This is a genomic window from Oceanithermus desulfurans (assembly GCF_014201675.1).
In the GTDB taxonomy this organism is placed as follows: domain Bacteria; phylum Deinococcota; class Deinococci; order Deinococcales; family Marinithermaceae; genus Oceanithermus; species Oceanithermus desulfurans.
In genome coordinates this window covers 63,190-82,365 of sequence record NZ_JACHEZ010000006.1, presented here as the reverse complement: position 1 = coordinate 82,365, position 19,176 = coordinate 63,190, and the positions used below count along the sequence as shown (strand labels likewise).

24 protein-coding genes and 2 tRNA genes are annotated in these 19,176 nt (G+C 69.3%); 12 read left to right on the top strand and 14 right to left on the bottom strand.

Going from position 1 to position 19,176, the window contains the following annotated elements:
* Positions 1–159: 159 nt before the first annotated feature.
* Positions 160–234, bottom strand: a tRNA-Ala gene (locus tag HNQ05_RS08680).
* Between the two features lie 201 nt (positions 235–435).
* Between HNQ05_RS08680 and rpsB the strand changes: the two genes are divergently transcribed.
* From rpsB to HNQ05_RS08635, 9 genes are all read left to right on the top strand, one after another.
* Entirely contained in the window at positions 436–1,203 is a 768-nt protein-coding gene (rpsB, locus tag HNQ05_RS08675) for a 30S ribosomal protein S2 (protein ID WP_147146052.1), read from the top strand.
* On the top strand, positions 1,200–1,790 hold the full coding sequence (tsf, locus tag HNQ05_RS08670; protein WP_147146054.1) for a translation elongation factor Ts: 591 nt from the start codon (positions 1,200–1,202) through the stop codon (positions 1,788–1,790). Before rpsB ends, tsf begins: the two co-directional genes overlap by 4 nt.
* Before the next feature lie 79 nt (positions 1,791–1,869).
* Entirely contained in the window at positions 1,870–2,577 is a 708-nt protein-coding gene (pyrH, locus tag HNQ05_RS08665; protein WP_147146056.1) for a UMP kinase, read from the top strand.
* Between the two features lie 16 nt (positions 2,578–2,593).
* Positions 2,594–3,151, top strand: a complete 558-nt coding sequence (gene frr, locus HNQ05_RS08660; RefSeq protein ID WP_147146057.1) for a ribosome recycling factor — start codon at positions 2,594–2,596, stop codon at positions 3,149–3,151.
* The gene (uppS, locus tag HNQ05_RS08655) at positions 3,148–3,834 is read left to right on the top strand and encodes a polyprenyl diphosphate synthase (protein WP_147146059.1); all 687 of its coding nucleotides are present in this window, start codon (positions 3,148–3,150) and stop codon (positions 3,832–3,834) included. The genes frr and uppS overlap by 4 nt, the downstream gene beginning before the upstream one ends.
* A 25-nt stretch (positions 3,835–3,859) precedes the next feature.
* On the top strand, positions 3,860–4,636 hold the full coding sequence (locus HNQ05_RS08650) for a phosphatidate cytidylyltransferase (protein WP_246104092.1): 777 nt from the start codon (positions 3,860–3,862) through the stop codon (positions 4,634–4,636).
* Positions 4,633–5,736 (top strand): 1-deoxy-D-xylulose-5-phosphate reductoisomerase, encoded by a 1,104-nt coding sequence (gene dxr / locus HNQ05_RS08645; protein WP_147146063.1) that lies wholly within the window; start codon positions 4,633–4,635, stop codon positions 5,734–5,736. Before HNQ05_RS08650 ends, dxr begins: the two co-directional genes overlap by 4 nt.
* The gene (locus HNQ05_RS08640; protein ID WP_147146065.1) at positions 5,733–6,782 is read left to right on the top strand and encodes a M50 family metallopeptidase; all 1,050 of its coding nucleotides are present in this window, start codon (positions 5,733–5,735) and stop codon (positions 6,780–6,782) included. Before dxr ends, HNQ05_RS08640 begins: the two co-directional genes overlap by 4 nt.
* A 2-nt stretch (positions 6,783–6,784) precedes the next feature.
* Positions 6,785–7,423: a glycosyltransferase family 2 protein gene (locus HNQ05_RS08635; RefSeq protein ID WP_147146067.1), complete on the top strand. Its 639-nt coding sequence runs from the start codon at positions 6,785–6,787 to the stop codon at positions 7,421–7,423.
* Here the strand turns inward: HNQ05_RS08635 and HNQ05_RS08630 are convergent.
* Together HNQ05_RS08630 and proC are read right to left on the bottom strand one after the other, a co-directional pair.
* On the bottom strand, positions 7,413–7,973 hold the full coding sequence (locus HNQ05_RS08630) for a hypothetical protein (RefSeq protein WP_147146068.1): 561 nt from the start codon (positions 7,971–7,973) through the stop codon (positions 7,413–7,415). The genes HNQ05_RS08635 and HNQ05_RS08630 overlap by 11 nt on opposite strands.
* Positions 7,970–8,755: a pyrroline-5-carboxylate reductase gene (gene proC, locus HNQ05_RS08625; protein WP_183677751.1), complete on the bottom strand. Its 786-nt coding sequence runs from the start codon at positions 8,753–8,755 to the stop codon at positions 7,970–7,972. Before proC ends, HNQ05_RS08630 begins: the two co-directional genes overlap by 4 nt.
* A gap of 60 nt (positions 8,756–8,815) precedes the next feature.
* On the opposite strand from proC, the gene HNQ05_RS08620 reads away from it, so the two are divergent.
* Positions 8,816–8,905: transfer RNA gene (locus HNQ05_RS08620), tRNA-Ser, on the top strand.
* Positions 8,906–8,917: 12 nt separating this feature from the next.
* Here the strand turns inward: HNQ05_RS08620 and HNQ05_RS08615 are convergent.
* Both HNQ05_RS08615 and coaE read right to left on the bottom strand, forming a co-directional pair.
* Entirely contained in the window at positions 8,918–9,730 is an 813-nt protein-coding gene (locus tag HNQ05_RS08615) for a helical backbone metal receptor (RefSeq protein ID WP_147146072.1), read from the bottom strand.
* The gene (gene coaE, locus HNQ05_RS08610) at positions 9,714–10,310 is read right to left on the bottom strand and encodes a dephospho-CoA kinase (protein ID WP_147146074.1); all 597 of its coding nucleotides are present in this window, start codon (positions 10,308–10,310) and stop codon (positions 9,714–9,716) included. Before coaE ends, HNQ05_RS08615 begins: the two co-directional genes overlap by 17 nt.
* A 17-nt stretch (positions 10,311–10,327) precedes the next feature.
* On the opposite strand from coaE, the gene HNQ05_RS08605 reads away from it, so the two are divergent.
* Both HNQ05_RS08605 and amrB read left to right on the top strand, forming a co-directional pair.
* The gene (locus HNQ05_RS08605; protein ID WP_147146076.1) at positions 10,328–11,662 is read left to right on the top strand and encodes an HD domain-containing protein; all 1,335 of its coding nucleotides are present in this window, start codon (positions 10,328–10,330) and stop codon (positions 11,660–11,662) included.
* Positions 11,619–12,770: an AmmeMemoRadiSam system protein B gene (gene amrB / locus HNQ05_RS08600; RefSeq protein WP_147146078.1), complete on the top strand. Its 1,152-nt coding sequence runs from the start codon at positions 11,619–11,621 to the stop codon at positions 12,768–12,770. Before HNQ05_RS08605 ends, amrB begins: the two co-directional genes overlap by 44 nt.
* On the opposite strand, the gene metG is transcribed toward amrB, so the two are convergent.
* From metG to HNQ05_RS08555, 9 genes are read right to left on the bottom strand one after another with little or no spacing between them, the layout of a single operon-like run.
* On the bottom strand, positions 12,763–14,643 hold the full coding sequence (gene metG, locus HNQ05_RS08595) for a methionine--tRNA ligase (protein WP_147146080.1): 1,881 nt from the start codon (positions 14,641–14,643) through the stop codon (positions 12,763–12,765). The genes amrB and metG overlap by 8 nt on opposite strands.
* Positions 14,644–14,698: 55 nt before the next feature.
* Positions 14,699–15,865 carry an ABC transporter permease gene (locus tag HNQ05_RS08590; RefSeq protein ID WP_147146082.1) on the bottom strand — a complete coding sequence of 389 codons (1,167 nt, stop codon included), beginning with the start codon at positions 15,863–15,865 and terminating at the stop codon, positions 14,699–14,701.
* Positions 15,862–16,599: an ABC transporter ATP-binding protein gene (locus tag HNQ05_RS08585; protein ID WP_147146084.1), complete on the bottom strand. Its 738-nt coding sequence runs from the start codon at positions 16,597–16,599 to the stop codon at positions 15,862–15,864. Before HNQ05_RS08585 ends, HNQ05_RS08590 begins: the two co-directional genes overlap by 4 nt.
* A complete protein-coding gene (locus HNQ05_RS08580; protein ID WP_147146086.1) occupies positions 16,596–16,928 on the bottom strand; it encodes an arsenate reductase family protein in 333 nt (110 codons plus the stop codon). The genes HNQ05_RS08585 and HNQ05_RS08580 overlap by 4 nt, the downstream gene beginning before the upstream one ends.
* 9 nt (positions 16,929–16,937) lie before the next feature.
* The gene (locus HNQ05_RS08575) at positions 16,938–17,219 is read right to left on the bottom strand and encodes a hypothetical protein (RefSeq protein ID WP_013457704.1); all 282 of its coding nucleotides are present in this window, start codon (positions 17,217–17,219) and stop codon (positions 16,938–16,940) included.
* 27 nt (positions 17,220–17,246) lie between these two features.
* On the bottom strand, positions 17,247–17,516 hold the full coding sequence (locus HNQ05_RS08570) for a hypothetical protein (protein WP_147146089.1): 270 nt from the start codon (positions 17,514–17,516) through the stop codon (positions 17,247–17,249).
* Positions 17,513–18,196 (bottom strand): ribose 5-phosphate isomerase A, encoded by a 684-nt coding sequence (gene rpiA / locus HNQ05_RS08565; RefSeq protein WP_147146091.1) that lies wholly within the window; start codon positions 18,194–18,196, stop codon positions 17,513–17,515. Before rpiA ends, HNQ05_RS08570 begins: the two co-directional genes overlap by 4 nt.
* Positions 18,186–18,668: a peroxiredoxin gene (locus HNQ05_RS08560; RefSeq protein WP_147146093.1), complete on the bottom strand. Its 483-nt coding sequence runs from the start codon at positions 18,666–18,668 to the stop codon at positions 18,186–18,188. The genes rpiA and HNQ05_RS08560 overlap by 11 nt, the downstream gene beginning before the upstream one ends.
* A 19-nt stretch (positions 18,669–18,687) precedes the next feature.
* A complete protein-coding gene (locus HNQ05_RS08555; RefSeq protein ID WP_147146095.1) occupies positions 18,688–19,176 on the bottom strand; it encodes an adenosine diphosphatase in 489 nt (162 codons plus the stop codon).

The following is a 19,176-nucleotide window of genomic DNA, read 5'->3' as shown; positions in this document are numbered from 1 at the left end:
CTTTCGACCGCCATGGAGCGGAAAGACGTGGAAGCGTGTACCGGATTGTGGCGCTCGTAGGCGGTTACCTTAGCCTACCAAACATGCCCCCCGGGGGTAGGTCTATTTGTCCTAACAAGGCTTTCAGAAAAGGCGACGGCCGGTCTCCCGGCCGTTCTCTGGTGGAGCCGAGCGGATTCGAACCGCTGACCCCCTGCTTGCAAGGCAGGTGCTCTCCCTCTGAGCTACGGCCCCACGGGGCTCCGCACGCATTCTAGAGGTCGGGATGGGCCCCGTCAAACCCGCGGCGCCGCGGACTTCCCAATCGGCGGGTCAGCGTCTATAATCGTTGAGGCGTGTTCGCGGGCGCGGCGGCGGCAGGAGGGCGTCCGCTCCCCAAAGGCCCCGCGAACCAAGCCCAACGCCCACCTCAACGCCCTCCGGAAGAGGAGCACGATGGCCTGTAACATCAGCATCAAGGAACTGTTGGAAGCCGGGGTTCACTTTGGTCACGAGACCAAGCGCTGGAACCCCAAGATGAAGCGCTTCATCTACGCGGAGCGCAACGGCATCTTCATCATCGACCTGCAGAAGACGCTCGTGCAGATGCAGGCGGCCTGCGGCTACGTGGAGGACCTGGCCGCGCGCGGCGGCGTGATCCTGTACGTGGGCACCAAGAAGCAGGCGCAGGAGATCGTGCAGATCGAGGCCGACCGCGTAGGCATGCCCTATGTCAACCAGCGCTGGCTGGGCGGGATGCTGACGAACTTCAAGACGATCAGCGCCCGGGTGAAGCGGCTGGAGGAGCTCGAGCAGCTCTTCGACTCCGAAGACATCAACGAGCGTCCCAAGAAGGAGCAGGTGCGCCTGCAGCACGAGCTCGACCGCCTGCGCAAGTACCTGGGCGGCTTCCGCCGGCTCAGCCGCCTCCCCGACGCCCTCTTCGTCGTCGACCCCACCAAGGAGGCCATCGCGGTGGCCGAGGCGCGCAAGCTGGGCATCCCCATCGTGGCGCTGGCCGACACCGACAGCGACCCCGACCTGATCGACCACATCATCCCCGGCAACGACGACGCCATCCGCTCGATCCAGCTCGTCACCAGCCGCCTTACCGACGTGGTCATCGAGGCCCGCGGCGGCGGCGAGGAAACCACGGAGGCCGAGGCTGCGGAGGCCGAGGCGGCCGCAGCCGGCGAGACCGAAACCGAGGAGGCCAAGGAATGAGCCAGCTCGAACTGATCAAGAAGCTGCGCGCCGCCACCGGCGCGGGCATGATGGACGTCAAGAAGGCGCTGGAAGAGGCCGGCTGGGACGCCGACAAGGCGATCCAGATCCTGCGCGAGAAGGGCGCGGTCAAGGCGGCCAAGAAGGCCGACCGTGAGGCCAGCGAGGGCATCGTCACCGACTACATCCACCACAACAAACGCGTCGGCGTGCTGCTCGAGCTCAACTGCGAGACCGACTTCGTGGCCCGCACCGACGACTTCCAGCAGCTGGGCAAGGACATCGCCATGCACATCGCCATGGCCGCACCCAAGTACGTGAGCGTCGACGAGGTGCCGGCCGAGGAGCTGGAAAAGGAGAAGGAGATCTACCGCACCGCCGCGATCAACGAGGGCAAGCCCGAGAACATCGCCGAGAAGATCGCCGAGGGGCGCATCAAGAAGTACCTGCAGGAGGTCGTCCTCCTGGAGCAGCCCTTCGTCAAGGACGACAAGATCACCGTGGGCGAGCTGATCCAGCAGGCCATCGGCAAGATCGGCGAGAACATCAAGGTGCGCCGCTTCTGCCGCTTCGAGCTCGGGGCCTGAGCGGCCCGAGACCTGCGCCCCCGCGAAGTTCGCGGGGGCGCCTTGCTGCCATCCGGTATGCTCGGAAATGGAGGGCACGTTGAAATACCATCGCGTACTGCTCAAGCTTTCGGGTGAGTTCCTGGCCGCCGACGACGGACGCGGCTACTCGGCCGAGGCCACCCAGAGCCTCGCCGCGGAGATCGCCCGCGCCCACGCCACCGGCGTGGAGATGGGGATCGTCGTCGGCGCCGGCAATCTTTGGCGCGGCACCCGTCAGGGGATGGGCATGGACCGGGCCACGGCCGACTACATCGGGATGCTGGCCACGGTCATGAACGCCCTGGCCCTGCAAGACGCACTCGAGCGCGAGGGTCTGGAGACCCGCGTGCAGACGGCCCTGACGATCACCGAGGTCGCCGAGCCCTACATCCGCCGGCGGGCGCTGCGCCACCTGGAGAAGGGGCGGGTCGTCATCTTCGGCGGCGGCACCGGCAACCCCTTCTTCTCCACCGACACCGCCGCCGCCCTGCGGGGGCTCGAGATCGGCGCCGACGCGGTGCTGATGGCCAAGAACAAGGTCGACGGCGTCTACGACGACGACCCCCGCAAGAACCCGGGCGCCCGCAAGTTCGACGAGCTCAGCTACCTGGACCTGCTCGCCAAGGGGCTGCAGGTCATGGATGCGACCGCGGTGAGCCTGTGCATGGAGGGCAAGCTGCCCATCGTCGTCTTCGACATCTTCCAGCCGGGGGCCCTCGTCGGTATCATTCAAGGGGAACGCATCGGGACTATAATTCACGAATAGGAACCGGAGGTGGCGCATGTTCAAACCGCTGTTCAAGGAAACCCGCGAACACATGCAGAAGACGCTCGAGGTCTTCGAGTCCAACCTGGCGACGCTGCGCACCGGCCGCGCCAACCCGGCGCTTTTGGAGCACATCAAGGTGGACTACTACGGCTCCATGATGCCGCTCAACCAGCTGGCCAGCATCTCGGCGCCCGACGCGCGCACGCTGGTCGTGCAGGCCTGGGACCAGAACGCGCTGCCCCTGATCGAAAAGGCCATCCGTGACTCCGACCTTGGCCTCAACCCCAACAACCAGGGCGACACCCTCTTCATCAACATCCCCGCGCTCACCGCGGAACGCCGCAAGGAGATCGTCAAGGCCGCGCACAACTACGCCGAGGAGGCGCGCGTGGCCGTGCGCAACATCCGGCGTGACGCGCTGCACCGCATCAAGAAGCTGAGCGAAGAAGAGCACCTCCCCGAGGACGACGTCAAGCGCGCCGAGAAGGAGGTCCAGGAACTCACCGACGAGTTCATCGAGAAGATCAACGCCGAGCTGGAGGCCAAGGAAAAGGAAATCCTCAGCGAATGAGCCTCCCCCGCCACGTGGCCATCATCATGGACGGGAACGGCCGCTGGGCCGAGGCCCGCGGCCTCCCCCGCTACCGCGGCCACCTGGCGGGCCACGGCGCCATCCGTGAGGCCGTGAGCGGCGCGCTCGAGGCCGGCGTCGAGTGGTTGACCCTCTTCGCCTTCTCCACGGAGAACTGGCGGCGTCCCTCGAGCGAGGTCCGGGCGCTCTTCGAACTCTTCGAGAGCGTGCTGCGCGAGGAAACCCCCGAGCTCGTGGAGCGCGGGGTGCGCATTCACATCATCGGCGACCGCCTCCACCTGCCCGACAGCCTGCGCGAGGCCATCGAAGCCGCCGAGCGCGCCTCCGCGAACGCCGACCGCCTGCACCTCGTCGGGGCCCTCAACTACGGCGGCCGCCAGGAGATCGTCCGCGCCGCCGCGCAGCTGGCCGCCCTGGGGGAACCGATCACCGAGGCCAGTCTGCGCTCGGCCTTCTACCTGCCGGAGATGCCGGACCCGGACCTGATCATCCGCACCAGCGGCGAGATGCGCCTCTCGAACTTTTTCCTCTGGCAGAGCGCTTACAGCGAGATCTGGGTCACCGAGACGCTCTGGCCCGACTTTACGAAGGAGGAGTTTGCCCACGCCATCCGAGCCTACCAAACCCGCAGGCGACGCTTCGGCGGAGTCCCTCAAGGATAGGACCCTCTCCGGCGCGATCGCGCTGGTGGTGCTCTTCCTCATTCTCTGGGTCGGGCTGCCGTTGCTCGGCCCTGCGCTCGTGCTCGCCCTCTGGATCGGCACCGGCGAGCTCGCCCAGATGTTCGCGCGCAAATCGGTGCGGCTGAACCTCTGGGTGCTGCGCCTCGGCGGCCTGCTGCTGCTCACCGCCTCGCTGCCGGCGCTCTACGAACAGAACCCGGGCGTCCCCTGGCGCGAGGTCGCCCTCGGCCTCGTCCTCTTCTCGGCCTTCATCTACGAGCTGTTCGCCGGGGCCAACATCCCCCGCCTGGCGTTCAGCGTCCTGGCCCTGCTCTACCTGCCCTGGACCCTGGGCTACTTCCTGCTGCTTCGCTACTCCCCCGACGCCACCCTGGGTCTGGTCACCCTCTCGCTCCCGCTCGTCGCCACCTTCGCCACCGACGTGGGCGCCTACTTCGTGGGACGCACGATCGGGCGCACCAAGCTGGCGCCGACCGTCAGCCCCAACAAGACGGTGGAGGGTTTCATCGGCGGCCTGGTGGCCGCCTTCCTGGCGCTGTTCACCTACACCTGGCTCATCCAGGGCGCCTTCCCCTTCGGGCGTGGCGAACTTCTGGTCTTCGCGGTGCTGCTCAGCTTCGCCGCCCAGCTGGGCGACCTCACCGAATCGATGCTCAAGCGCTACACCGGCGTCAAGGACTCGGGCCAGTTCCTCCCCGGGCACGGGGGGCTGCTCGACCGCCTGGACAGCTTGATCTTCAGCGTCCCCCTCACGTACTATCTGCTGGTGATCTTTACATGAGCGAACCTCTGCGCGTCGTCGTTCTCGGTTCCACCGGGTCCATCGGCACCCAGACCCTGGACGTGGTCCGCTGGCGCGGCTGGCGGGTCGTCGGGCTGGCCGCGGGCCAGAACCGCGCGCGGCTGGCCGAGCAGGTACGGACCTTCCGCCCCGAGGTCGTCTACGCCGCCGCCGGAACGCCCGAGCTGCCCCCCGGGGTGCGCACCGCCGCCTCGGCGGCCGAGGTCGCGGCGTGGGACGCCGACATCGTCGTCGCCGCCATCCCCGGGCTCGCCGGGCTCGAGCCCGTGCGCGCCGCCGTGCGCGCCGGGCGCCGCGTGGCCCTGGCCAACAAGGAGAGCATGGTCGCGGCCGGCCCCCTGCTGCAGGCCGAGGCCCGCCGCTACGGCGCCCGCTTCGTCCCGGTCGACTCCGAGCATTCCGCGCTCTTCCAGGCCCTCGCGGGCGAACGTCCCGAGGACGTGGCCGAGCTGATCCTCACGGCATCAGGCGGGCCGTTCCGTAAAGGGCCGGAGGACCTGAGCGGCGTCACCCCCGAAGCGGCCCTGCGGCACCCGCGCTGGTCGATGGGCCCCAAGGTCACCATCGACTCGGCCACGCTGATGAACAAGGGCCTCGAGGTGCTGGAAGCGCACGCCCTCTTCGGGGTGGGGCTGGACCGCATCAAGGTCGTCGTCCACCCCCAGTCCTACGTTCACTCACTGGTTCGTTTCGTCGACGGCCAGCTCAAGGCGGTCCTGGGCCCGACCGACATGCGCCTGGCCATCCAGTACGCCCTCACCTACCCCGAGCGCGCCCCCACCCCCCTGGCCGCCGAACCGCTGCCGCCGCGGCTCGACTTCGAGCCCCCGGATCTGGAGCGCTTCCCCGCCCTCGAGCTGGCCTACCGCGCCGGCGCTCAGGGCGGGCTGGCCCCCACGGTGCTCAACGCCGCCAACGAGGTCGCCGTCGCCGCCTTCCTGTCGGGCCGGCTCGGCTTCACCGGTATCGCCCGGGTCGTCGAAACCGTGCTAGGCAAAACCCCGCCCGACCCGTTAACCTGGGAGAACCTCTACGCGGCCGACGCCTGGGCGCGCGCGGAGGCGGAGGAGCAGCTTTGAACACGGCCATCGTCCTGATCCTCATCCTTGGGGTTTCGATCTTCATCCACGAGCTGGGGCACTATCTGGCCGCCCGCGTCCAGGGCGTGCGCGTGCCAGCATTCTCCATCGGCTTCGGGCCGCCGCTGCTGCGCATGCGCTGGGCCGGCACCGAGTGGCGGCTTTCGCTTATCCCGCTGGGCGGCTACGCCGAGATCGAAGGCATGGCCCCCGACTTCACCCCGGAGGGAAAACCCATCCCGCCCCACCACGGCTTCGCGGGCCTCGCCCTGCCGGGCAAGGTGCTGATCCTGGTGGGCGGCGTGATCATGAACCTCCTCCTCGCCTGGTTCCTGATGGCCTGGGTCTACACCGCCCAGGGCATCCCCAAACCGGTGGAGACCCACGCCCAGGTGATCTCGGTCGTCGAAGGCAGCCTCGCCCAGGAGATCGGCCTGAGGCCGGGCGACCTGATCGTGGCCATCGACGGCCAGCCGCTGCAGCACTACACCGACCTGAACGAGGTCAAGAGCCGGACCGGGCCCCACACCCTGACCGTCGAGCGGCAGGGAAAAACGATCGAGATCCGCTTCGTCTGGGACGGCACGCGCGACAAGCTGGGGGTGCGCTACGGCCCCGAGGTGGTCTACGAACGACCCGGGTTCGTGCGCGCCTTCGCGACCGCGGTGGACACCTCGCTGCGCTTTCTGCCGGAGATGCTGCGCAGCTTTTCCCGCGGCCTCGCGGGGCTGCTCGTGGGCAGCCCCAGCAACGAGCTGGTGGGTCCGGTCGGCATCGTCAACCTCGCCGGCGAAGCCGCCCGCGCCGGCCTGATGGCGGTCGTCCAGCTGGCCGCCCTCATCAACCTTTCCCTCGCGGTCTTCAACCTGCTGCCCATCCCCGGCCTCGACGGCGGGCGGCTCTTGCTCGTCTTCCTCAACGCCGTTTCCGGCGGGCGTATCCGCCCCGAGCACGAGGCTTTGATCAACTTCATCGGCTTCGTCTTCCTGATCCTGCTCATGGTGCTCGTCACCTTCCAGGACGTGCAGCGCCTCTTCGGGAGTTAGCCGTGTCCGAACCGCTGGCGACCGTCCTGATCCCCGCCTACAACGAAGAGGCGACGATCGCCCAGGTCGTCGAGGCGGTCAAGCCGGCGGGCTTCCCGGTCGTCGTGGTGGACGACGGCTCCAGCGACCGCACCGCCGAGCGCGCCGCCGCCGCAGGGGCCAAGGTGGTGCGCCTGCCGGCCAACCGCGGCAAGGGCGCTGCTTACGCTGCGGGGTTGGCCGAGGTCGCCACCCCCTACGTCGTGCTGCTGGACGCCGACCTGACGGGCCTCAAGCCGGAACACCTGCGCGTCCTCCTCGACCCGCTGCTCGCGGGGGAAGCCGAGATGACCGTGGGGGTCTTTCGCGGGGGGCGCTGGTTGAGCGACATCGGCAACCGCATCACCCCCCAGCTCTCCGGCCAGCGTGCCCTGGCGCGCGACCGCCTGCGCGAACTTCCGGGCCTCGCGCAAGCCCGTTACGACGTGGAGCTGAAGCTGACCCGCTACGCCCGCAGCCAGGGCTGGCGGGTGCGCTACCTCCCCCTCGAGGGCGTCGGCCAGAGGCTCAAGGAGGAGAAACGGGGGCTGCTCGCCGGTTTGGCGCACCGGCTGCGGATGTACCTGCAGATCCTCCGCTACGCCCTGCGCCTTAAGGCTTGAAGTCCTGCAGGTCGATCTGTCCGCCGTCCTGGGTGGCGTAGCGGACGATGCCGATTCCGGGAACGAAGTACATGTCGACGACGTTCGCCCCGCCGCCCTCGGCGGTCATCGACGAGCGGATCACGAAGGCGTTGTAACGACCCGCGGGCACCTCGACCCCTTCGATCCGCAGCACCTTGTTGACGACGACGAGGGTCGAGCCACGGAAGGTCACCCGGCTGCTCCAGGCGAGCCCTACGCGCAGCGGAGCCGGAGGGTAGAGCTGGATGGCGGGGTCGTAGGCCTGCACGCCGGAACCGAAGTCCACCCCCAGGAGCCACACCCCCTCCTCGTCGAAGCGCAAAAAGTCGGTGTAGCGTACCGCTCCGCCGTAGCTGTGGGTGAGCACCCAGACCTCCTGGCCGGAAACCTGGCGGGTCTCGGTGAGCTCCTGGGTCTCCCCCGAGGTGTAGAGCCAGCGCATGCCCACCTTGTGGGGGTAGTAGTTGGGCGCTGCCGCAAAGGCGTAGGCCAGCAGCGCGAGCAGCCCGAACACGGCCCGGCGCTTCATTCTTCCTCCCCCAGCTCATGGCCGCGGCGCGTTGCGGCCTCGACCGCGCGCACGAGGGCGTGCCGCACCCGCCCTTCCTCCAGAGCCGCGACGCCGTGGATCGTGGTGCCCCCGGGGCTGGCCACCTCGTCTTTGATGACCGCGGGGTGCTTGATCCGCATCAGCTCGCCGGTGGCCACCAGCACGTCCGCGGCGAAGGAGAGCGCCTCGCTGCGGGGGATGCCCATCTTGACGCCTCCGTCGGCGAGGGCCTCGGCGACGATGGCCAGGTAGGCGGGCGCGGAGGCGGCCATACCGGTGAAGGCGTCGAAGAGCCTTTCGGGTAGGGTGTAGGCGTCGCCCACGGTCTTGAAAAGGCGGACCGCGAACTCCAGGTCACCGACCTCCTGGGCCTCCTTGGGCGCGGTCAGCGCGGTGGTGCTCTTGCGGATGGTGGCGGCCAGGTTGGGCATGGCCCGCACGACGCGGCGGGTGCCGAGGCGGCGCGCCAGCACCGCGGTGGAAACCCCCGCCATGATGCTCAGGTACCCCAGCTGGGGGTGCGCGATGCGCTCCGCGATCTCGGGGAACTGTTTGGGCTGCACCGCGATCAGCACGCGCTCAGCGCGGGCCAGGTCGCCGTACTCCAGCGGTGCGATGCCGTAGAGGGCGGCGAGCTCGCGGGTGCGTTCCGGCCCCCGGTCGATGACCCCGATCTGCTCGGGGCTGAGAAATTCGGCGGCGAGGACTCCTTCGAGGATGCTGCGGCCCATCTTGCCCAGGCCGACGAAGACCAACTTCATGCCCCCAAGTCTAGCACGCTTGACGCTCCCATCGGCGTTTGTTACGCTTGAGGTCGGCATGGAGAGGTGCCCGAGTGGCTGAAGGGGCACGCCTGGAGAGCGTGTGTACGGGTCACCGTACCGCGGGTTCGAATCCCGCCCTCTCCGCCAGAACGAGCCCGCCTAGGCGGGCTCTTCGACCGCTTTGAGCATCGCTTCCGTCCAGGTTTCCAGATAGTCGAAGAACCCCGGCCCGAAGTGCGCGAGCTCGTCGCCGCGGGTCACCACCACCGGCCTTCCGCGCCAGCCGCGTGCCTCCAGCTTCTGCTCTACCGCGCGCCGTTGTGCCTCGCGGTTGCGGATGCGCTTGGGCTCGAAGACGAGAAGGTCGGGCGCGCGTTCGAGCACTACGTCGATATCGGGCTCGAAGTAGGCCTCGGGGCGGTCGCCGAAGACGTTGACCGCGCCCAGGTGGGTCAATGCGGCGCTCATGAAGGCGGCCCGACCGATCGTGATCGGCCCCCCGAGGTCGTACTCGAGGTAGACCCGTAGCCCGCGCAGCCGGCCCGCGAGCGCGCTATAGCGCGCCGCCAGTCCGTCTGCCACCTCGGCCGCGGTCTCCACGAGGCCGAGGAGCGCCCCCAGGGTCGCCAGGTTTTCGAGGATGCCCCAGGGGCTGTTGGGCAGGGGCACCGGCCAAACGGCGAAGCCGCGCTCGTGCAGCGCCCGCGTCGCCTCCCGTTGCACCGCCGTGGTGGTGAAGACGAGGTCGGGTTGCAGTTCGTGAAGAAGATCCCAGCGTATTTTCGTGTAGCTGGACACGACCGGTAGCCCTGCCGCCGCCGCCGGGCGCCAGCAGAAGGCGCTCCGCCCCACCAGCCGCTCCCCCGCGCCCAAGGCGAAGACCGCTTCGGTGACGTTCGGCGCCAGGCTGACGATCCGCCGGGGCTCGTCGGGGAGCTCCAGGGTCCCCAAGGCGTCATGCTGAAGCTTCACGCACCACCTCCGCATACCAGCGCTGCACCCGCGCGCGCAGTGCGTCGAGGTCGCCGTCGTTGACGATCACCCAGTCGGCCCGGCGCACCTTCTCCTCCTGGGGAAGCTGCGCGGCGTCGCGGGCGCGGAACTCGTCGAGCGACAGGCCCGAACGCTCGGCCACGCGCCGCGCGCGCAACGCCTCGGGCGCCGCGACGACGAGGACGCCGTCACGCGCCGGGTTCCAGCCGGTCTCGAAGAGCAGCGGCAGCTCGAGCACGACCAGCTCGGGCGGATTGGCGCTTTGCGCCAGCCGTTCGAGCCGCTCCAGAACGGCCCGCCGGACCCAGGGGTGAATCATGCCCTCGAGGCGCCGGCGCGCCTCGGGATCCGCGAAGACCCGCCGCGCCAACCTGCGGTCGTCGGGACGGCCGCCGACGCAAGCGTCGGGAAAGGCGCGGCAGATCTCCGGTGCCAGCGCCGCGCGCGCCTGCCGCGCCAGCTCGTCGGCGTAGATCACCTCCGCCCCCAGCCGCTCGAGCTCGCGCGCGACCGTGGTCTTGCCGCTGCCGATGTTGCCCGTGAGGGCGACGACCTTCACGGGACTATACTACCCTCGTGGTCCGGGTGATCGGTCGCGTGCGCCTGCCCGAACTGCCCTGCTGGCCCGAAGGCGGCTGGCTCGTGGGCGGGGCGGTGCGCGACCTCTGGTGGGGGCTCGAGCCGCGGGACTTCGACTTCACCGCCGCCGACCCCGCCCAAGCGGCGCAGGCCTGCGCCGCGCGCACCGGCGGCGCACTCGTCTGCCTCGACGCCCGGCGCGACCACTGGCGGGTGGTGGCGGGCGAACGGAGCTACGACTTCACCCCCGCCCCGAACCGACTCGACGAAGACCTGCTGCGGCGCGATTTCACCGTCAACGCCCTGGCCGCGAGCCCTCGCGGTGCCGTCCTGGCTCCCGCGACCGCGCGTTACGACCTGGCGCGACGGATACTGCGGACGCCGTCCGCCGCCGTGCTCGGGTCCGACCCCCTCCGTCCGCTGCGCGGCGCCCGCCTTGCGGTGACCCACGCGCTCCGCCCCGAAGCGCGCACGCTGGGCTGGATCCGGTCGCTTGCCCGGCGGCAGCGCTTCGGGCGCCGGCCCGCCTGGGAGCGTGCCCGCGACGAGCTGGACTGGATCCTGATGCACCCCCGGGCCGCCTGGGGTTTTCAGCTGCTCTGGCGCTGGGGGCTGGCCGACGTCTACCTGCCCGAGTGGGTCACCGGCGCCGGGGTGGAGCAGCGGGGCTACCACCACCTCGACGTCCTGCGCCACGAGCTGGAGACCCTGCACCAGCTGCTCTGGCGGTTCCCCGAGGCCGAACGCGAGCTGCGCTGGGCCGCGCTGCTCCACGACCTGGCCAAGCCGCTGGTACGGCGCTGGGACCCGGAACGCGGCTACTACCGTTTCTTCCACCACGACGAGGACGGCGCCGCGCTGACGGCGACGCTGCTGCGGCGGCTGCGCTACGGCCGTGCGGTCGTCACCGCGGTCCGCCGCCTCGTCCGGCAGCACATGCAGGTCCCCCCCGCCACGCCGCGCGCCCGGAGACGCTGGCTGCTGCGCCACCGCGGCCTGCTGCCCGATTTGGTCATGCTGCAGATCGCCGACCGGGCGGCCACGCGCGGCCCGCGCTCCGGCGACGTGGAGGCGCGCCTCGAGCCCCTTTACCGGGCGCTCGAGGAGGCCCGCGAAGCCGTACGGCAGGGCGAGCCCGAACCCCTGCTCGACGGCGAGGAGGTCATGGCGCTGTTGGGTCTCGAGCCCGGCCCCCTGGTGGGCCGGGCGCTCCAGGCGCTTCGCGAGGCCCAGTGGCTGGGTACGGTCCGGCAACGGGAGGAAGCCGTGCGTTTCGTAGAATGGTGGTATGCCACCGAAGCTGCGGGAACTGGACGTTCAGGAGACGCCTGAGGGCCTCGCCCTCACCGACCCTCTGGGCCTGTCGGAGCAGGTGCTGATCCTCAGCCCCGAGGCCTACTACATCGCCACCCTGTTCGACGGTACGCGCAGCCTCGAAGACGTCCAGGCGCTGCTGCTGCGCGAGCACGGCTCGGTCGTGCCGCGGGAAAAGCTGGAAGAGCTGCTGACGGCCCTGGAGAAGGCCCGCTTCCTCGAGGACCCCCAGATCCGCGAACTCGCCGAAGAGCGGCTGCGGGCCTATCTGCGCGAACCCCGCCCCATGGCGCTGGCCGACCGCAGCTACCCCCGCGATCCGGAGGCGTTTCGCCGCTACGTGGAAACCCTGCGCGCGTTCCACACGGGCGAGGTCGTGCCGGCCTCCGGAGGACTGCTGATGCCCCACCTGGAGCCGGCGCGGGTTCCCGAGCTCTACGGCGTCGCGATCGAGGCCATGCGCCGCACGCCGCCCCCGGAGCGGGTCGTCGTCCTGGGCGTCGCCCACCGCGGCGTCGCCGAGGTCGCGGCTGCCTGGGGCACGCCGCTGGAAACCCCGCTCGGGCCGCTCCCGGTCGACCTGGAGGCCTTGCAGGCCCTGGACGCGCTGCTGCCGTTCGAGCTCTTCAACAGCCCGCTTGCCTTTCGCGAGGAGCACTCGATCGAGTTTCCGGCCGTCTTCATGAAGGCGGCCTGGACCGACGCCGCGCCGCCGGTCCTCCCGCTGATCGTCAGCGGCGATCCGGAACGCAAGGCCGGGCTCGACGAGCTGGCCCGTGCGCTCGCGCTGCTCGCCGAACGCTACCCGCTCTGGCCGCTGGCCAGCGTGGACCTCTCGCACGTGGGCGCCCGCTTCGGCCACCCGCCCCTCGACCACGAGCGGGTAACGCAGGCGCGCACGGTCGACCGCCGCTACCTCGAGCTGGTGGCCGCAGGGTCGTTCGACGCCGCCTGGGCGTCGCTGGTCCCGGCCGGCAACCCCACCTACGTTGACGCCTACGCCGCGGTGCACGCAGGGCATCGGCTCTTCGCCGGCCGCGGCGCCGTCCTGGACTACGCCCTCTCGCCCGAGATCCCCACCCTGAGCGCGGTGGGGGCGGGCGTGGTCGCCTTTGAGACTAGCTGATCTTCGAACCGGGAACCACGTCCTTGTCGGGCGTGAGCAGCGCCAGCTCACCTTCCGCGCCCTCGGCGGCGAGCAGCATACCGTGGGAAACGACCCCGCGCAGCTTGCGCGGCTTGAGGTTGGCGAGCAGCACCACCCGCCGGCCCACCAGTTCCTCCGGGCGGTAGTGCTCCGCCAGACCGCCGACGACGGTGCGCTCCTCTCCTCCGACGTCGAGCCGGAGGACGAGCAGGCGGTCGGCGTTGGGATGCTTTTCCGCGGCCACGACCCGGGCCACCCGCAGGTCGAGCTTGGCGAAGTCGTCGTAGGCGACCGGCGGCGCCTCCTTCTTTTCGGGCTTGGGCGCGTCGCCGGTGGTGCGCCGCTGCTCGACCTTGGGAAAGAGGATCGGCGCCTCCGCCGGTAGCCGGTGGCCGTCGGGCAGTCCGCCCCAACGCTCCACGTCGGCCACGCGCAGCGAACCCAGACCCAGGGCGGTTCGTAGCTCGGCCATCTTCACCGGCATCGCCGGCTCGAGCAGCACCGACGCGACGCGCATGCCCTCCACCGCGGTGTAGAGGACACGGTCCAGGTCTTCGGGATCCCGGATCTTCCAGGGAGCGCGCTCGTTGATGTAGCGGTTCAGCCCCCGGACGAACTGCAGCACCTCTTCGAGCGCCTGGTTGAAGCGCAGCTCGCCGATCCGTTCACGCACCCGGGGGACCAGCGCCTCCGCGGACTCGACGAGCTCGCGCTCCGCCGGGCCGGGCGGCTGCTGACGCAGCCGCCCCTCGCGGTACTTCAGCACCATCGTGCGCACGCGCTGCAGCAGGTTGCCGAGGTCGTTGGCGAGGTCGGCGTTGTAGCGTTCCACCAGACCCGCTTCGCTGACCACGCCGTCGAGGCCGTAGGGGGTCTCCTTGAGGAGGTAGTAGCGCACCGCGTCCGGCCCGTACTTCCTGGCCCACTCGAAGGGGTCGATGACGTTGCCGAGGCTTTTGGACATCTTGCGCCCGTCCGCGAGCAGGTGGCCGCCGACGTTGAGGTGCTTGTAGACTTCCACGTCGCCCGCTTTCAGCATCGTCGGCCAGAAGACCGCGTGGGTCTTGAGGATGTCCTTGCCGATCATGTGCTGGGCTGCCGGCCAGTACGTCTTGAAGCGCTCACCGTCGGGATAACCAAGGGCGGAAACGTAGTTGAGCAAAGCGTCGAACCAGACGTAGGTGACGTGGTCCGGGTCCCAGGGCAGCTCGATGCCCCAGCTCACGCGGCTCTTGGGCCGCGAGATGGAAAGGTCGCCGATGGGCTCCGAGAGGATCGAGAGCACCTCGTTGCGGTAGCGCTCGGGGCGGATGAAGCCGGGGTGCTTCTGGATGTGGTCGCGCAGCCAGGTACGGTACTTCTCCATCTTGAAGAAGTAGTTGCCCTCGCGCCTTGGCTCCGGCTCCACCCCGTGATCGGGGCACTTGCCGTCCACGAGCTCCTTTTCGGTAAGGAACCGCTCGCACCCCACGCAGTAAAGGCCCTCGTACTCGCCGTAGTAGATGTCGCCCCGGTCGTGGATCTCCTGCAGGTAGCGCTGCACCACCCGTTTGTGCCGCGGCTCGGTCGTGCGGATGAAATCGTCGTAGGATATGTGAAGGACTTCCCAGGCTTTCTTGAACTCCTCGGCGACCTCGTCCACGAACTGCTGCGGCGGTTTGCCCGCACGTTCGGCGGCCTGGGCGATCTTCTCCCCGTGCTCGTCGGTTCCGGTCAGGAAGAAGGTGTCGTAGCCGTCGAGCCGGTGCCAGCGCGCCAGGAAGTCGGCGTTGATCGTCGTGTAGGCGTGGCCGATGTGCGGCCGCGCGTTGACGTAGTAGATGGGCGTGGTGACGTAAAAGGTCTTCTTCACGCGGTCCTACCCCCTCCAGGGCATCGTACCCGATGCCCTGGAGGTACGGTAAGGGTCAGTTGCGAAACAGCACGCCCTCGTCGGAGAAGTTGCGCGACGCCCAGTAGGTGGCCGCGGCCACGTAGAAGAGGCTGCTGATCCAGGTGACGATCAGCGCCGCCGAGCCGATCTGAGCCTTGATGATCTGATCGATCGCCAGGTAGACGTTGAAGACCGGGAGGGCGTAGAGCCACAGGTTCTGGCTGAGGAAGTCGGAGGCGAACATGAGGACGAGCAGCGGCACGACCAGCACCATGTAAAGGGGGCTGACGTAGGTCTGGGCCTCCTTGTAGCTGCGCGCGTACATGCCGACGGCGACGAGCAACGCGGTAATGAAGGCGGCGTAGAGGACCGCGGTCACGAAGAGGAGGAGCGTGGACATAGGCGAGAGCGAAAAGCTGCCGCTCATGGCCTCGAAGGTCGCGCCCCGCGCCAGGCTGCGGAAGAGCGCCCCGCCGAGCAGCAGCCCCGCGAGACCGCTGATCGAGGTGACCACGGCGAAGACGAGTCCGGCGAACATCTTGCCGGTGGCGAGCTCCAGGTGGGCCACCGGCGCGGCGAGCAGCGCCTCGAGCGTGCCCTTCTCCTTCTCCCCGGCGGTGGCGTCGATGACGACGGCCATCGCCCCCATCATGATGAAGAGCATCAGAAAGTAGGGGATCATCCCGCCGAGCACGCCCGCGCCCTGAGCCTCCGGCGGCGAGACGTCGTTCACCTCGACCGCGAACGGCGCCAGCACCCCCGGGTCGAGACCGACCGCGCGCAGACGCTCGGCGACCAGCGCGTCCTTGTAACGGTCGAGCACCCGGCGCACCTTGGCCACGACCAGGCCAGCCTTGACCGGCTTGGCGCCCTCCATGGCGTAGATGACGAAGCGGCCGTCGCGCCAGACGAGCGCGGCGTCCACCCGCTCGGCCTCGACGGCGGCCCGGGGATCGTCGACCGGGACCGGTTCGAGGTTCGCCGGGGCGAAGAGCTCCAGGACCTCCGGCGGCAGGTCCCGCACCCCGACCTTTTGCACCGCGGCCTGGGTGCGGGACTCGATGTCGCTCATGAGGAAGGCCGGACCGTACATGAACAGCGGCATCAGCAGCACCGGCAGCACCAGGACGTTGCGGATGGTGCGCTTGTCGCGCCAGGTGCTGACGATCTCCTTGAGGGCGACGTAGTACCAGGCTTTCACTCCGGCACCTCCTCGGCGGCGCGGATGAAGGCGCGTTCCAGCGAGTCGGTGGCGTAGCGCTCTTTGGCCTCCGCCACGCGGCCGACGAAGAGCAGCCGGCCCCGGTGCAGGAAGCCCACGCGGTCGCAGACCTCCTCGGCCTCGGGCAGCACGTGGGTCGAGTAGACGATCGTATGCCCCGTGGCCTTGTACTCCTGGACGAAGTCGAGGAGCGCGCGCCGGGCGAAGACGTCGAGGCCCTGGGTGGCCTCGTCAAGCAACAGCACCGGCGGCCGGTGCAGGATGGCGCGGCCGACGACGATCTTCTGTATCATCCCGCTCGACATTTCCTCGACGCGCTTGTCGAGGACGGGACCCAGGCCGAGCAGTTCGTCGAGCCAGCGAACGCGCGCTTCGAGCTCACCTTCGTCCAGGCCGTAGAAGCGACCGAAGAAGTGAAGGATTTCCCGGCCGGTCAACCGCTCGTACAGGCCCATTCCACCGTTGACGATGCCCAGGCTGCGGCGGACGGCCAGAGGGTCGCGCAGCACGCTGTGGCCGTTCACCCAGGCCTCCCCCGAAGAGGGGCGGATCAGGGTGGCGAGGATGCGCAGCGTCGTCGTCTTTCCCGCGCCGTTGGGTCCGAGGAGGCCGAAGGCCTCGCCCGCCTCGACCTCGAGATCGAGGCCCCCCAGCGCTTCCGTGTTGCCGTACCGTTTGCCCAGGCCCCTCAGACGCACGAGCGGGTCGTTCATGCGAAGAGGTCCTCCCAGTCAGGGCCGAAGCCCATCACCCAGCGGCCGTCGGGCCAGACCAGGATCGGGCGGCCGAGCAGGTTGGGGTCGGCCTCGACCTCGCGCAACCATACCTCGAGTCCGGCGTCTTTGAGCTCCTTGAATCTGGGGTGGCGTTTGCGCAGGGCCTGGGCGCCCCGCTCGCGCAGGGCCGCCTCGACGACCTCCCGCGGCGGGAGCTGCTTGGTGTAGTCGATGAACCGGTAGTCGACGCCGTGCTCGTCGAGCCACCGCTGGGCCTTCTGACAGGACTTGCAGGTCTTCTTGCAGTAAAAGTCGACGGTGGGCAAAACGACCTCCTAGTGAGCGGCGATCTCCTGTTCGTAGACGGCGAAGGCGGCGTCCAGCAGGTCGCGTACGGCCTGGGGGTCGTGCTCCAGCGTCTTGGGCAGGAAGACGCCGGGCACCGGCTCCGGCGCGCCGTTGATGTGAATGGCGTAGTAGCCGTTCATCGGCTCCAGGTCCACCTCGGCCACCTCGTGGGTCTCCAGCCAGCGGCGGACCACGTCGTAGACGTCCTGGGGGACGCCCTCGGGTGCGCGTTCGCGGGTGTACTCCAGCCAGTCTCCACGTGCTGCCATGGGGCACCTCCTTTGCGAAGCTCGAAGCTACTGGTTTAAGTTAAGTTCAGCATAGTAAACCTCGAGCGCCGCGTCCAGCATTTCCAAGAGCGCCTCCGGATCCGCCAGCGCCGCGGCGGGAACGTAGATCCCGGGCACCGGGTCGGCGCTCATGTTGAGCCGCACGGCGAAGAGCTCGCCCATGGGCTCGAGGGCCACCTCCCCCACTTCGTGCTCGTGGGCCCAGGTGCGCACCGCCTCTTGGAGCGGCGCGGGAAGGTCGCTGCGCGACTTCCAGGGAGTAAAGACGTGCCTCATGAGAGTTCCTCCAGCCTGCCATCGGGTCCGGCCACGATGGCCAGATCGGCCATTCCGATGAACAGCCCCACCTCGAAGACGCCCGGGAGGGCGAGCAGCTGCTGCTCGAGGCCCCGCGGATCGCCGATGGGGCCGAAGTGAGCGTCGACGAGCAGGTTGCCGTTGTCGCTCAGGGCCGGTTCCCGGTGGCCGTCGAGGCGCACCGTGCAACGGGCCCCCAGGGCTTCGATGCGGCTCACCGTGCGCCGCCAGCCGAAGCGGGCGATCTCGATGGGAACGGCTTTCTTTTCGCCGATCACGTGGACCCGCTTGGTGTGGTCGGCGATCACGATAAAGCGGCCGGCCGCGGCCTCCACGATCTTTTCGCGCAAAAGCGCTCCGCCGTGACCCTTGATAAGGGTCAGGTCGGGGGCGATCTCGTCGGCGCCGTCGATGGCCAGGTCCACGCCCCGCTCGTCGAGCTCGACGACGGGGATCCCCACCCGCCGCATCAGCGCCTCGGTGGCGCGCGAGGTGGGCACGCCCACCACGTCCGCGAGTTCGCCCGCGGCCAGCAGGGCCCCGATGCGCTCCACCGCCCAGCGGGTGGTGGTGCCGGTCCCCAGGCCCAGACGCATGCCCGAGTGCACGTAGCCCACCGCGGCCTCGGCCGCGCGCTGCTTCAGGGCCTCAAGATCCACGACGCTCCTCCTGCAGGCGCTCGAGCTCGACCAGCACCGCCTCGGCGTGCCCCTTCACCCGTACCTTGGGCCAGACGCGCGCCACCCGGCCCTCCGGGTCGATGAGGACGGTCGAGCGGATCGTGCCCTCGTACTCCTTGCCGTAGAGCTTCTTCTTGCCCCAGGCACCGTAGGCGCGGATCACTTCGGTTTCGGGGTCGGCCAGGAGCGGAAAGCGCAGCCCCAGCTTCTCCGCGAAGCGGCGGTGGCTCGCCACGGTGTCCTTGGAAACGCCCAGGACGGCCGCGCCCCGCGCCTGGAAGCGGCCTGCCAGGGCGTTAAAGTCGCGCGCTTCCTGGCTGCAGCCGGGGGTGTTGTCCTTGGGGTAGAAGTAGAGCACCAGCCAGCGCCCGGCGTAGTCGCCGAGCCGGTGGAGCCCGCCCTCCTGGTCGGGCAGGGCGAAGTCGGGGGCCTTGGTCCCTTCGCTGATCATGAGCCCAAGCCTAGCACGGCTAGCCAAGCTTGTAGCCGATCGTGCGCAGGAAACCCTTGCGGTGTGCGGTGGCCGCCTCGTCCTCCACGCCCAGCGGCGTCTGGCCGTCGAAGACACCGAGAACCGCCCGCTGGTCGCCGTCTTCGGCGACGAGGACCGCGACCGGGTTGGCCGTGGCCGCATAGAGGCCGACGACTTCGGGCACGGTGCGCAGAGCGTGCATCACGTTGATCGGGAAGACCCCCTCGCCCAGCACCACGATGAAGAAGTGCCCCGCACCCACGGCCAGGGCGTTCTTCACCGCCAGCTCGACGAGCGCGTCGTCGCTGCCGCTCTTGCGTACCAGCCGCTCCTGGCTGGCCTCGTTGAAGGCGAGGCCGAAGCGGATGCCCGGCACCGACTGCACCAGCGCCTCGTGCAGGTCCTCGACCGTCTTGATGAAGTGGGCGTGGCCCAGGATCACGTTCACCGTCTCCGGCTTTTCGATGGGCACCTTCTTGAGTTCCAT